Source organism: Pseudomonas sp. 13B_3.2_Bac1, from assembly GCF_025466205.1.
Taxonomy (GTDB): Bacteria; Pseudomonadota; Gammaproteobacteria; order Pseudomonadales; family Pseudomonadaceae; genus Aquipseudomonas; species Aquipseudomonas fluorescens_H.
The window spans coordinates 20,903-33,779 of record NZ_JANLOG010000079.1; the positions used below are offsets into that span (position 1 = coordinate 20,903).

A 12,877-nucleotide genomic window follows, 5' to 3' on the forward strand; every position below is an offset into this window, starting at 1 on the left:
TAAAAAACCGGAAGCTTTCGCTAGCCGGTTTTCACGATCAAAAGATCGCAGCCTGCGGCAGCTCCTACACAGTTACTTGTAGGATCTGCCGCAGGCTGCGATCTTTTTGGATTTACTTTGTAATGGGTAGCCTGCCAGTGATCACAAATTTATCGAACACTTTCTGACCATCACGCGCGGCTTGCCGAACATCCAGGAATGTCAGTTCATCACGAACTTTCTGTTTGTGGGGTTTTTGCGTGGGGTATGTATTCATGCTGGCCGATCTGCGTGATTGAGTAGCGACCGGCAAACGATAGAACTTGGCTGCACCGAGCACCAGTCGGCGCATTCTGGCGCAGTTGTAGGCAGTGTCTGCATTGCTTGAGTGAGATCGTCGTTGGCAGAGAAGGCCTCATCGCGAGCAGGCTCGCTCCCACATTTGGAATGCATCTCCCTTTGGGAGTGAGCCTGCTCGCGATTGCGATCTGCCAAGCACCATCACTTTCAGACCAGCAACAAAAAAACCGGACGCTTTCGCCGTCCGGGCTTTGAAGATCAAAAGATCGCAGCCTTCGGCAGCTCCTGCATTGGAATGCATGTTCCTGTAGGAGCTGCCGAAGGCTGCGATCTTTTGTTTTTAGCGGTTAAACCGCTCCACCAACGAATACTGCGTGTTCGCCGTCTTGGTCAGCTCTTCACTCAGCAACGCCGAGTTATGTGCCTGTTCCGAGGTCTGGTCCGCCAACTCCGAAATATTGCTGATGTTGCGGCTGATTTCTTCAGCCACTGCACTTTGCTCTTCGGTCGCCGCAGCGATCTGGGTGGTCATGTCGGTGATGTTGGCCACTGCTTCGCTGATGCCGACCAGTGCCTGATCCGCCTCCAGTACCCGCGCCACACCTTCTTCGGCCTGGCGATGCCCGGCTTCCATGGTTTGCACGGCGCTGCTCGCAGTCTGCTGCAGCTTGGCGATCAGGGCATGGATCTGCCCGGTGGATTCGCTGGTGCGTTGCGCCAGTTGGCGCACTTCGTCAGCTACCACGGCGAAGCCACGGCCCATTTCGCCGGCACGTGCTGCTTCGATGGCGGCGTTGAGCGCGAGCAGGTTGGTCTGGTCGGCGATGCCTTTGATCACGTCGACCACGCCGCCGATTTCGTCGCTGTCCTTGGCCAGTTGGGTGACGGTCAGGCCAGTTTCACCAACCACTACCGACAGGCGCTGGATGGCTTCGCGGGTTTCGCCAGCGATGTCGCGGCCGCGGCCGGTGAGGCGATTGGCTTCCTGCGTCGCGTCGGCAGTGCGCTGCACGTGGCTCGCCACTTCTTGCGTGGTGGCAGCCATCTGGTTGACGGCGGTGGCGACCTGTTCGGTTTCCACGCGTTGGCGTTCCAGACCGCTGGAGCTGTTGTGCGCGAGGGCGTCGGACTGCTTGGCCTGATCGGTCAGGTGTTCGGCGGTGTCCTGCAGACGGGTCAGGCAGGTTTTCAGGCGGGCTTCCTGGCTGAGGATCGACATCTCCAGACGCGCCTGCGCGCCACGGCTGTCGGTGTACATCTGCGCGATCAGCGGGTCGGAGGTGGTCTGTTCGGCCAGGCGCAGCAGGCGCTTGAGCCCGCGTTGTTGCCATTGCAGGCCCATCAGGCCCAGCGGTACCGACAGACCAGCGGCCAGGGCGAAGCCCCAGTGCGAGTTCAGGGTCGCGCCGATCACGAAGCTCAGTTGGCTGACCAGAATGAACGGCAGCCAGTCCTGCAGCACCGGCAGCCATTTGTCGCTGGAAGGAATTGCCGACTTGCCCTGGTTGATGCGTTGGTAGAGCGCTTCGGCACGACGGATCTGTTCGGCAGTGGGTTTGATCCGCACCGACTCGTAACCGACCACCTGATTGCCGTCGAACACCGGTGTCACGTAGGCGTTAACCCAGTAATGGTCACCGGATTTGCAGCGATTCTTGACAATGCCCATCCATGGCAAGCCTTGTTTCAGTGTGCCCCACATGTGCGAAAACACCGCCGCCGGGACGTCGGGGTGACGAACCAGGTTGTGCGGCGCACGGATCAGCTCTTCACGCGAAAACCCGCTGATTTCGACGAAAGCGTCGTTGCAGTAGGTGATCACGCCTTTGGCGTCGGTTGTGGAAATCAACCGCTGCTGAGCCGGGAAAGTCCGTTCGCGTTGTGTAATGGGCTGGTTATTACGCATGGTTTTTCAATCCGCAAGGCTTTGAAAGGTTGTCGGCGCTGTCAGGAAATTATTGAAGTTTTTTTTCAGATATAAGTACGGCGTCGCAAAACCGCTCTTGCTTCAAGCGGCCAGCATCGGATAGGTGAACAGCGCAAAATGCAGCAGATTCAGCCCGAAATGCGTGGCGATCGCTGCCGCCAATCCACCGAAACGGTAAGCCAGACCATAGCCGACACCCGCCAGCCCCGCGAGCAACACCCAGTGCCAGCCAGCACCCGCATGTGCCAGGCCGAAGATCAGCGACGCCAGCAGCAGGGCGAGATTGTCGCCGTGGGGCAGGTGCTTGAACAGGCGGCTCAGGCCTCCCTGTATATAGCCGCGAAACAGCGCCTCCTCGACCAGGGTCACCAGCAGCAGATTGTTCAGCAGCCACAGCCACGCCTGATCGGGCCACTTCGGCGCCCAGGCGATCATGCCGAACAGAAGCGCTCCCCCCAGCGCCATTACGGCGCTCAACGTCAGGCCCAGGACGCTGGCGAACACCGTCAGACGCAGCGAGCGTGCCGCGACGATCCACGGGCAGGCCAGCAACAGCCAGAAGCCGAGCAAGGGTTTGTCCAGATTGAGGTACATCACAAAAGGCACGGCGTCGTCGGTGAAGCGCATCCGGGCGATGGCCCGACCGTTGTCGAACCCCGGCAACCAGTGCAGCGCCAGTGACAGGGCGAGGAAGATAAACAGCGCGTGTCCCAGCAACCGCGCCACCGGCACCTGCTGTTGGCGCACGGCGAAACCGGCCACCAGCAACAATCCGACCGAGATCAGCGCGAGCCAGCCGAGGTGGCCAATGCTCAGCGCCCACCCGTAACCGAGGCTGAGAAGCGCCAGATAGACCCATGGCAACGCCTTCATCGAAAGTCCTTGTGCAGAATTTTGTGGAAGGGCTTTCTACACGGGTGGGGGCGTTGGGACAAGCAAAGGTGTGGCGGGAGGTGGGGACAACACAAAACACGATCGCCAGACCCGGATCCCTTGTGGGAGCGGGCTTGCTCGCGAAGAGGGTGTATCAGACAACATCCATGTCGCCTGACACACCCTCTTCGCGAGCAAGCCCGCTCCCACAGTAGATCTGTGCGTGGCTGAGGAATCAGCGCAAATCGAGCTTCGCCGCAGCGCGCTCGGTGATTGCAGTACGCGTCTTCAACGACGCCGCTGCACGATTACGAGCCTCTTCGACGACAGCACTCGGCGCTGTCTGCGGGCTGCCCGACTCAAACGGCGGTGCCGGCGCATATTCCAGTTGCAGCTGGATCAACTGCGCCGCCTCGGCTCCCACCAGTTCGGCGGCCAGCACCAGCGCAAAGTCGATCCCCGCGGTAATCCCGCCACCGGTAAACAGATTGCCGTCGCGCACCACCCGGTCCTGCACCGCAATCGCGCCGAGTTTCGGCAGCAGTTCGTGATAGGCCCAGTGGGTGGTCGCGCGTTTGCCTTTCAGCAGTCCCGCCGCGCCCAGCACCAGCGAACCGGTGCACACCGACGTCACATACCTGGCCTGCGCCGCCTGACGCTTGATGAAGCCCAGCGTCTGCTCATCTTCCATCAGCGGCCCGACCCCGGCGCCGCCGGGAATGCAGATCACATCCAGATCCGGGCAGTCGTCGAAGGTGGTGGTCGGTTTCAGCAGCAGGCCGGTGCTGGCGGTGATCGGCACCAGATCTTTCCAGATCAGATGCACCTGCACGTCCGGCAGCGAGGCCAGCACGTCATAGGGGCCGGTCAGGTCCAGTTGCTGCACCTGTGGAAACAACAGAAAACCGATCTGCAACGTCATGGGGGATTTCTCCATTTGAGGGGTGGACGGCTTCACTGTAGGCGCGTAGGTTCTGGCGCATACGCCAATCACCCCACGAATTACGCCAAATGCCCAAAGTCATCCATGTACTCGCGTTTGCCAACATGCAGATTCTCGATGTCACCGGCCCGCTGCAAGTGTTCGCCTCGGCCAACGACATCGCCCGCCAACGCGGCTTACCCGTGCCGTATGCGCCATCGGTGATTGCCCGAGAGGGCGGGGCGGTGATGTCCTCGGCGGGGCTGGCGGTGCTCGCCGAGCCGTTGCCGCAAGACGCCAGCGACACGCTGATTATCGCGGGTGGTTGGGGGATCTATCCGGCATCCGAAGATGAGTCGCTGGTGGATTGGGTACGCGAGCACGCAGCGAAATGTCGACGCGTGGCCTCGGTGTGTACGGGGGCATTTCTACTGGCGGCGAGCGGCTGGCTCGACGGACGTCGCGTGGTCACCCACTGGACCCGTTGCGAACAACTCGCGCAGCAGCATCCGAAGCTGCAGGTCGAAGCCAATCCGATTTTCATCAACGACGGCCCGGTATGGACTTCGGCAGGCGTCACCGCCGGCATCGATCTGGCACTGGCGATGGTCGAGGAAGATCTGGGCAGTGATATTGCTCTCGACGTCGCCCGGCATCTGGTGGTGTTCCTCAAACGCCCCGGCGGGCAGTCGCAGTTCAGTGTGACCCTGGCCCTGCAGAATCAGGGCAATCGCTTTGATGAACTGCACGCCTGGATCGCCGAAAACCTCACCTGCGACCTCGGCGTGCCGACCCTGGCCGAACAGGCCGGCATGAGCGAACGCAGTTTCGTCCGCCACTACCGCGCCGACACCGGCCAGACCCCGGCCCGCGCCATCGAACTGATCCGCGTCGAAACCGCGCGGCGCTTGCTCAGTGATACCGGGTTGCCGGTCAAACGGATTGCGGCCAACTGCGGGTTTGGCAGTGAAGAAACGTTGCGCCGCAGTTTTCTGCGGGCGATTGGCGTGACGCCGCAGGCCTATCGGGAGCGGTTTTCGGTTAGCGCTGGAGCAGATCCAGTAGTGCCTTGAGCGTTTGCTGCGGTGCTTCTTCGGGAATGTTGTGGCCGACACCGGGCAGCACGCGCCTTTCGTACAGGCCGGTGAAGTGCGCAAGGTCTTCATCGACTTCCGGCGCCGGACCGACCCCGTCGTCGGCACCGCACAGGGAGATAGTGGGCACGCTGATCGGCGGTTGTTTGATCAACGCGTCTTCCATCCATTGCAGCGCCGGATCGCCTGCGGCGTACATGAAGCGATGACGGTAGGAATGAATCACCACGTCAACGAAGTCCGGGTTGTCGAAGGCCGGTGCGCTCAGCGAATAACGTTCGGCGTTGCGTGCCCAGGTCGGTGACCACAATTTCCAGAGCAGTTCACAGAACGCCTGCCGGTTTTGCGTCAGGCCCGCGACGCCGCGTGGCGTGTGGAAATAGTACTGGTACCAATAACGGTGCTCGGTCTCGGGATCCAGTGGTCGGGTCGAATTGGCGATGTCCTGCACGTTATAGCCATCCCCCGTCACCAGCCCGCGCACCCGCTCGGGAAACAACGCCGCAACGATGCACGCTGCCCGACCGCCCCAGTCGTAACCGCAAAGCGTGGCCTGTTCGATACCCAGCGCATCCATCAACTCCAGCAAATCCTGAGCGAGGGCCGCTTGCTGGCCGGAGCGCAGTGTTTCGGGGTGGTTGAAGCGAGTCGGCCCGTAACCGCGCAGGTACGGGACGATCACCCGATAACCGTGGGCGCCGAGGGCGGGGGCGATTTCATCGTACGCCCGAGGCGAGTAGGGGAAACCATGCAGCAATATGACCGCGTCGCCGCTGGACGGGCCGTGCTGTTCAAAGGCAACGGTCAAGTTGGGTGTCGGTACGCGTTGAATGTCAGACACGGCAGACTCCACGGCAATGGGCGTCAGGCAACACTAGACCATTATTTTGTGGCGAGGGAGCTTGCTCCCGCTGGACTGCGCAGCATGTCCATTCGAGTATGGGGTCGCTTCGCAACCCGGCGGGAGCAAGCTCCCTCGCCACAGGGGAAGCGCCATTTTTCGGCGTCAATACCGCTAAGCCTCGGCTTCCGCCACCTGATTGAAATACTTCGTCCGATCCGGGGTAAACGTTACCCGCATCTTCGTCCGCGAGCAGGTCAGCGAACGTTCCTCACCCAGATCAATATCCAGATCCTCGCCTCGCAAGCCCTGCCACTGGGCGAGGTATTTCAGTGAGCCGTATTTCTCGTTTTTCTTCAGGCTGCGGCTCACGCCGCCTTTCCAGCCGAGTACCGGCAGTTCGCCGGCGAGGCATTGTTGCGCAAGGTCGGGGAAGCGCGTGGCGCGCTGGCGGCCGATTTCCCAGCATTTGATCAGGCCTTTGTCGGCGGCTTCCCAGAGTTGGGTGCGAGTCAGGCCGGTGCGCAGGGGCGTGGCGATGGGGCGATGGACATGCAGGGTCATTCTGGTTCCTTGAATTCGGGTTTTATTGGACAGCTCCGCTGTGCCCGTTGCGGTGGATGGTAGGGGGGGATGTAACAGCTGGCAACAGGGTATTTCAGGGTGTAAGTGCAGGTTACGGGGGAGGGATTGGGCGGAGATTGTTTAGACGAAGTAGGAGCTGAATGACCTGGCGTGTGGCGAGGGAGCTTGCTCCCGCTCGGCTGCGAAGCAGGCGCAAAGCCAGACAATGCGGTTCTTCTGGAGAAGTGGGGACGCAGGCATTGGGGCCGCTTCGCGACCCGGCGGGAGCAAGCTCCCTCGCCACAGAAGTTCACCAACGTTTATTTTTGTGTAGGAATCAGTCCTGCAAAAGCCGAGTTGTAAGGGATATTTCCGACAGAGTGCGGCGAATATTACGGCTGCCAAACACTCTTCTCCCCACTCAAACGCCGATCCAGAAAACTCGCCGCGCTGATCAGCGCCAGATGCGTCAGCGCCTGCGGGGTGTTGCCCAGATGCCGGCCCTTGCTGTCGAACTCTTCGGCGTACAGCCCCAGCGGGTTCGCATAGCGCAGCAGTTGTTCGAACTCCAGGTGGGCCTTTTCCACCTGACCGGCCCGGGCCAGGCATTCGACGTACCAGAACGAGCAGGCAGCAAATGCGCCTTCGGTGCCGGTCAAACCGTCGATGTTGGCGTCGTCGTTGCGATAGCGATAGACCATGCCGTCGCGCACCAGATGCTTTTCGATGGCTTCAAGGGTCGACAGCCAGCGCGGGTCCTTGGCGCTGACGAAGCGCACCAGCGGCATCAGCAGCATCGAGCCGTCGAGCGCGGTGCCGCCCTTGTACTGGACGAAATGCCCGCGCTCCTCGTCCCAGAAGTTATCCCAGATGTCGGCGTAGATCGCCTGGCGGGTCTGGTCCCACTGGGCGAACGGTGCCGGCAGCGAGCGTTTCGAGGCCAGGCGAATCGCCCGGTCCAGTGCCACCCAGCACATCAGTCGCGAGTGCAGGAAGTGATGTTGCTCACCGCGCATTTCCCAAATGCCTACGTCGGTGGTCTGCCAGGTCTCACATACCTGATCGACCACTTCACGCACATGTTTCCAGCCCTGATGGGAAATCGCGTCGCCGTACTTGTTGACCAGATACACCGCGTCCATCAGTTCGCCAAAGATATCGAGCTGAATCTGGTCGTACGCGCCATTGCCGATGCGCACCGGTTGCGCGCCGCCATGACCGGAGAGGTGGGAGAGTTCGGTTTCCGGCAATTCCTGACGGCCATCGATGGCATACAGGATGTTGAGTTTGGTTGACTGCCCATGGCAATCGCTGACCCGCCCGCGCAGCCAGCCCATGTAGGCGTTGGCCTCAGCGACAAAGCCCAAGCGCATGAACGCGTAAACGGTGAACGAGGCGTCGCGGATCCAGGTGTAGCGATAGTCCCAGTTGCGCTCGCCGCCGGGGGTTTCCGGCAGACCGAAGGTGGCGGCGGCGAGGATTGCTCCGTGCTTGCGCGAGGTCAGCAGTTTCAGCGCCAGCGCCGAGCGGTTGACCATTTCCCGCCAGCGTCCGCGGTAGTTGGACTGGCCGATCCAGTCGCGCCAGAACTTCAGCGTGCGTTCCACGCACATTTTTGCGCCGTCATCCTTGAAGCGTGGATCGTCGGCCCCCCCGAGGAGGAATTCGGCGTTCTGATCCTGGTTCAAACTGAACGTTGCGACGGCCGATTCGCCATCGATCTGCAGCGCCTGATCCGCCACCAGCCGCAGCGACGGCTGACCCTCGGCGCTGAAAACCACCGATTGTTCGTCCATCTGCGCCCGGGTGTTGGCGCGGGCGTAGTCATGGCGCACCGCGCAGCGCATATGAAAAGTGGCCTGGCCGCTGACCACCCGCACCCGGCGCATCAGCAGCGGCAGGTCATCGACACTGTCGCCGATCGGCAGCAGGTCGGTGATTTCCACCACGGCCTGTTCGCTGAGCCAGCGCGTTTGCAGAACGTTGGTGTCCGGCAGGTAGATCTGCTCGCGCCGGGCATCGGGCAGATCCGGCGCGAGCTGGAAAATCCCCGCCTCGGGCGTGTCGAGCAGCGCACAGAAGATCGACGGACTGTCGAATTCCGGCCAGCAGAAAAAATCCACGCTGCCCTTGTCGTTGACCAGTGCGGCACTGCGCAGGTCGCCGATGATGCCGTGGGCGTCGATCGGGCTTTGTCGTTCAGGATGATGCTCAGCCATTGCCACGAAACTCCGGATAAAGACTCATGCCGCCGTCGATGAACAGGGTGGTGCCGACGATGTAGTCGGCAGCGTCGGAAGCGAGAAACACCACCGCGTTGGCGATGTCTTCGACATCGCCGATACGCCCGTAGGGGATCAGATCCAGCAGTTTTTCGCCGGCTGCGCCTTCGGTGGCGTCTTGGTTGATGGCGGTGCGAATCGCTCCCGGCGCGATGCTGTTGATGCGGATGCGCTGATGGCTGACTTCCTGGGCGAGGGTCTGCATCAACTGGTCGACGCCGCCCTTGGAGGCTGCGTAGTTGACGTGCCCGGCCCATGGAATGCGCTGGTGCACCGAACTCATGTGAATGATCTTGCCGGCGGCGCGGGACACGCCTTCACGCACGCCTTGCCGGTTGAAAATCCGCAGCGCGGCGCGGGCGCAGAGGAACTGGCCGGTGAGGTTGACGCCGATCACCGTGTTCCAGTCTTCCAGCGTCATGTCCACCGCCGCGGCGTCCTTTTGCAGGCCGGAATTGGCCAGCAGAATGTCCAGCGAACCGAAGGCGTCCAGAGTCTCGGCGAACAACCGTTCGACCTCGTCCTCCTTCGACACATCGGCACCGATGGCCAGCGCCTGACCGCCATCGGCAATGATCTGCCGGGCCAGTGCTTCGGCGGGTTCCGCCTGACGGTTGTAATTGATGACGACTGCTGCACCGGCAGCGGCCAGGGCTTTGGCGGCGGCGTGGCCGATGCCGGAGCTGGCGCCGGTAATCAGGGCTACTTGTCGGGCGAGGGAAATCTGCATGCGAAGTAGTGCCTTGCGTGAGGGCCTATTTAGCTGACTGGTCGCAAGCCATGAGAGTTCAAGAGCAAAGATCAAAAGATCGCAGCCTTCGGCAGCTCCTACATGGAAATGCGATCACCTGTAGGAGCTGCGGCACGCTGCGATCTTTTGCTCTTCAGGCCTTCACATTCCACCAACAATTCCCTGCTTCCACGCCCGTCAGCCTTTATGGCAACTTGGCCGCCCCTGATGAGGCTGCAACCCATGGCAAACCCCTACCGCGAATTATTCACCGCCCCCGGCGCCCGGGCTTTTGTACTGGCCGGGATGATCGCGCGCATGCCGATTTCCATGACCGGCATCGGCGTGATCACCATGCTTTCGCAACTGAAGGGCGGGTACGCGCTGGCCGGTGCGGTGGCGGCGACCTTTGCCCTGGCCACGGCGTTTTGTGCGCCGCAGGTCTCGCGTCTGGTGGATCGTTTCGGTCAGGGCAAGGTGCTGCCGCTGTCGGCATTGATCGGTGGCGGGGCGCTGTTGATGTTGCTGCTGTGCACCCGCTTGCAGGCGCCGACCTGGACATTGTTCATCTTCGCCGCGCTGGCCGGTTGCATGCCAAGCATGTCGGCGATGGTGCGCGCGCGCTGGACCGAGATCTATCGCGGCCAGCCGCAATTGCAGACCGCTTATGCACTGGAATCCGTACTCGATGAAGTTTGTTTCATCGTCGGCCCGCCATTGTCGGTGGGGCTGTGTGTGGTGGCGTTTCCCGAGGCCGGGCCATTGGCCGCGCTGTTGGCGCTGGCGGTCGGCGTAACGGCGTTTGTCGCCCAGCGCAGCACCGAACCGGCGGTGCACCCGCAGGAGTCGCAGCATCAGGGTTCGATCATTCGCTCGACCAACGTGCAATGGCTGCTGGCGTTGATGCTGGCCATGGGCGTCATCGTTGGCGTGGTCGATGTGGTCAGCGTTGCCTTCGCCCAGCAGCAGGGTCAGCCGGCGGCGGCGAGCATCGTGTTGTCGGTGTATGCCATCGGCTCGTGCCTGGCCGGTATCGCCTTTGGCGCGATGCGTTCGAAACTGCCGTTGCCGCGGCTGTTTCTGTACGGCGGTGTGGCGACGGCGGTGACCACGCTGCCGCTGTTGCTGGCGAGCAATATTTTCGGTTTGTCGCTGGCGGTGTTTGTCGCCGGGCTGTTCTTCTCGCCGACGCTGATCGTCGCCATGGCGCTGGTTGAGCGCATCGTGCCGCCGGCCAAGCTCACCGAAGGCCTGACCTGGCTGGTCACCGGTCTGAGCATCGGGGTGGCGATTGGCGCGGCTGGATCCGGCGCACTGGTGGACGCCTTCGGTGCGCGCAGCGGATTCTGGCTGGCGATCGCGGCCGGCGCGGTGGTGCTGGGTTCAGCTGTGCAGAGTTTCCGCCATTTGAAGTGATCGGCATTCGGACTAATTCGCGCCACGCCTCATCCGTTCTCTTTTACAGATAACCCATTGAGGTAAACGCGGTGACAAAGCTGACACTGCTGTGCCTGCCCTATTCGGGCGCCAGCGCGATGGTCTACAGCCGCTGGCGGCGCCAACTGCCGTCATGGCTGCAATTGCAACCGGTGGAGTTGCCCGGGCGCGGTGCCCGTTTCGACGAACCCCTGCAAACTGACATGCGAGCCCTGGCCCGCCAGTTGGCCCGTGAGCACAAACCCGGCCTGCAAACGCCATACGCCCTGTTCGGCCACAGCCTCGGCGCGCTGCTGGCGTGCGAGATGGCGCACGCCTTTCGCGAGCTGGGCGCGCCGGAACCGGTGGCGCTGTTCGCCTCCGGCACGGCGGCGCCGACCATGCGCAGCGACTACGATCGCGGGTTTGCCGAAGCGCGCAGCGATGAGGAATTGATCGATCAACTGCGCACCTTTCAGGGCACCAGCGAAGAAGTGCTGGCCAACCAGGAACTCATGAGCCTGACGCTGCCGGTGCTGCGCGCCGACTTCATGATGTGCGGACGCTTCAGTCCGGCGCAGCGGCCCCTGCTCAATTGCCCGGTGCATGTGCTGGGCGGCAAGGAAGACCGCGCGACCACCGAGCAACTGATCGGCTGGAGCAAGGAAACCCTGGGCAGTTTTTCCGTGGACATGATGACCGGTGGGCATTTCTTCATCCATGAGCACGAAGCCCGGGTGATCCGCACGATCAAGACGCATCTGGAAGTCCATCACCGGCGTCATGCGCAAGCGGCGGCACCGGCGTTTTGACGCACTGCTCACTATCGAGTGATTACAGGAGGCCAGTCATGGCTGTTGCTGTGGAATTTTCCGTTCGGCCGCTGTTGCCGCAACGAGGGCGCTTGCCGCTGTTGGTGGAGACGACCGAGGCGGATACCGACCTGTTGGCGGTGTTCGATGAAGTGAAAGCGCTGGTCGATGAGCATCTGCTGCGCGATGGCGGGGTGCTGTTCCGCGGATTTCGTCTCGACGGCGCTGAGCAGTTTCGTCAGTTCGCGGCCAGTTTCGGTCATCCGCTGTTGAACTATGAGTTCGGCTCCACGCCGCGCACCAACGTCACCCAAGGCGTATACACCTCGACCGAATACCCGGCGCACCAGAGCATTCCGCTGCACAACGAACAGGCTTACTCCCGCGACTGGCCGATGAAGATCTGGTTCTACAGCATGATCGCGGCGAAGTCCGGTGGCGAAACGCCGATTGCCGACAGCCGCGAAGTCTATCGGCGTATTCCGGTGGCCATTCGTGAGCGCTTTGTCAGCAAAGGTCTGATGTATGTGCGCAACTTCGGTAACGGTCTGGATGTGGCCTGGGAAGATGTGTTCAACACCGACGACCGCGAGGTCGTCGAGGCGTACTGCAAGGCCCACGGCATCCTTTGCGAGTGGAAGGATGACGGCGAATTGCGAACCCGTCAGACCTGTCAGGCGGTGGCGGTGCATCCGGTGACCGGCGATCACGTCTGGTTCAATCAGGCGCACTTGTTCCACATCTCCAACTTGCAGCCGGAAGTGCGCGAAAGCCTGTTGGACATCGTCGATGAGGAGGACTTGCCGCGTAACGTTTATTACGGTGACGGCTCGGCCATCGAAGACGAAGTGCTGGCGCAGATCCGTGCGGTACTCGATGAGTGCGCGATCAGTTTTCCGTGGCAGGAAGGCGACGTACTGATGCTCGACAACATGTTGTCGGCCCATGCGCGTTCGCCGTTCGAAGGGCCGCGCAAAGTCATCGTGGCCATGGCCGAGGGGCATTCCCAAGGCCCGCTCTGAGCCATTCGGGTGGTTGCCCGTGAAAGTGCCGAAGCCGGTCTTGGACCGGCTTCGGCGTTTGTGCGTCGGCACGGCTGACCGGCGGGGCGCTGTTGCGCCAGTGCGCTAAATCATT

At 61.8% G+C, this 12,877-nt stretch carries 11 protein-coding genes; 4 read left to right on the forward strand and 7 right to left on the reverse strand.

The features are described 5' to 3' along the window. Nucleotides 1-619: 619 nt before the first annotated feature. From NTD85_RS13080 to inhA, 3 genes are all read right to left on the reverse strand, one after another. Nucleotides 620-2,185 (reverse strand): methyl-accepting chemotaxis protein, encoded by a 1,566-nt coding sequence (locus tag NTD85_RS13080; protein ID WP_003223402.1) that lies wholly within the window; start codon nt 2,183-2,185, stop codon nt 620-622. Nucleotides 2,186-2,287: 102 nt separating this feature from the next. Continuing rightward, nucleotides 2,288-3,079, reverse strand: coding sequence for a CPBP family intramembrane glutamic endopeptidase (locus tag NTD85_RS13085; RefSeq protein ID WP_201138263.1), 792 nt, complete (start codon nt 3,077-3,079; stop codon nt 2,288-2,290). Nucleotides 3,080-3,314: 235 nt separating this feature from the next. Next, entirely contained in the window at nt 3,315-4,001 is a 687-nt protein-coding gene (gene inhA / locus NTD85_RS13090; RefSeq protein ID WP_262142345.1) for an isonitrile hydratase, read from the reverse strand. Between the two features lie 89 nt (nt 4,002-4,090). On the opposite strand from inhA, the gene NTD85_RS13095 reads away from it, so the two are divergent. Then, nucleotides 4,091-5,074: a GlxA family transcriptional regulator gene (locus NTD85_RS13095; RefSeq protein ID WP_103522554.1), complete on the forward strand. Its 984-nt coding sequence runs from the start codon at nt 4,091-4,093 to the stop codon at nt 5,072-5,074. On the opposite strand, the gene NTD85_RS13100 is transcribed toward NTD85_RS13095, so the two are convergent. The 4 genes from NTD85_RS13100 to NTD85_RS13115 form a co-directional block, all read right to left on the reverse strand. After that, the gene (locus NTD85_RS13100; RefSeq protein ID WP_262142346.1) at nt 5,043-5,936 is read right to left on the reverse strand and encodes an alpha/beta fold hydrolase; all 894 of its coding nucleotides are present in this window, start codon (nt 5,934-5,936) and stop codon (nt 5,043-5,045) included. The two genes, NTD85_RS13095 and NTD85_RS13100, sit on opposite strands and share 32 nt — an antisense overlap. A gap of 174 nt (nt 5,937-6,110) precedes the next feature. Then, complete coding sequence (locus NTD85_RS13105; protein WP_003223411.1) at nt 6,111-6,500, reverse strand: hypothetical protein; 390 nt, start codon at nt 6,498-6,500, stop codon at nt 6,111-6,113. 392 nt (nt 6,501-6,892) lie between these two features. Then, nucleotides 6,893-8,719 carry a glycoside hydrolase family 15 protein gene (locus NTD85_RS13110; protein WP_262142347.1) on the reverse strand — a complete coding sequence of 609 codons (1,827 nt, stop codon included), beginning with the start codon at nt 8,717-8,719 and terminating at the stop codon, nt 6,893-6,895. After that, a complete protein-coding gene (locus NTD85_RS13115; RefSeq protein WP_103484097.1) occupies nt 8,712-9,512 on the reverse strand; it encodes a glucose 1-dehydrogenase in 801 nt (266 codons plus the stop codon). The genes NTD85_RS13110 and NTD85_RS13115 overlap by 8 nt, the downstream gene beginning before the upstream one ends. 243 nt (nt 9,513-9,755) lie before the next feature. Here NTD85_RS13115 and NTD85_RS13120 point away from each other — a divergent pair, with 243 nt between their 5' ends. The 3 genes from NTD85_RS13120 to NTD85_RS13130 all read left to right on the forward strand — a co-directional run bounded on the left by NTD85_RS13120 (nt 9,756) and on the right by NTD85_RS13130 (nt 12,762). Next, nucleotides 9,756-10,928 carry an MFS transporter gene (locus NTD85_RS13120; protein WP_262142348.1) on the forward strand — a complete coding sequence of 391 codons (1,173 nt, stop codon included), beginning with the start codon at nt 9,756-9,758 and terminating at the stop codon, nt 10,926-10,928. A 71-nt stretch (nt 10,929-10,999) separates the two neighbouring features. Continuing rightward, on the forward strand, nt 11,000-11,740 hold the full coding sequence (locus NTD85_RS13125) for a thioesterase II family protein (RefSeq protein ID WP_003223420.1): 741 nt from the start codon (nt 11,000-11,002) through the stop codon (nt 11,738-11,740). Nucleotides 11,741-11,778: 38 nt separating this feature from the next. Continuing rightward, nucleotides 11,779-12,762, forward strand: a complete 984-nt coding sequence (locus NTD85_RS13130) for a TauD/TfdA family dioxygenase (RefSeq protein WP_262142349.1) — start codon at nt 11,779-11,781, stop codon at nt 12,760-12,762. Nucleotides 12,763-12,877: the final 115 nt, after the last annotated feature.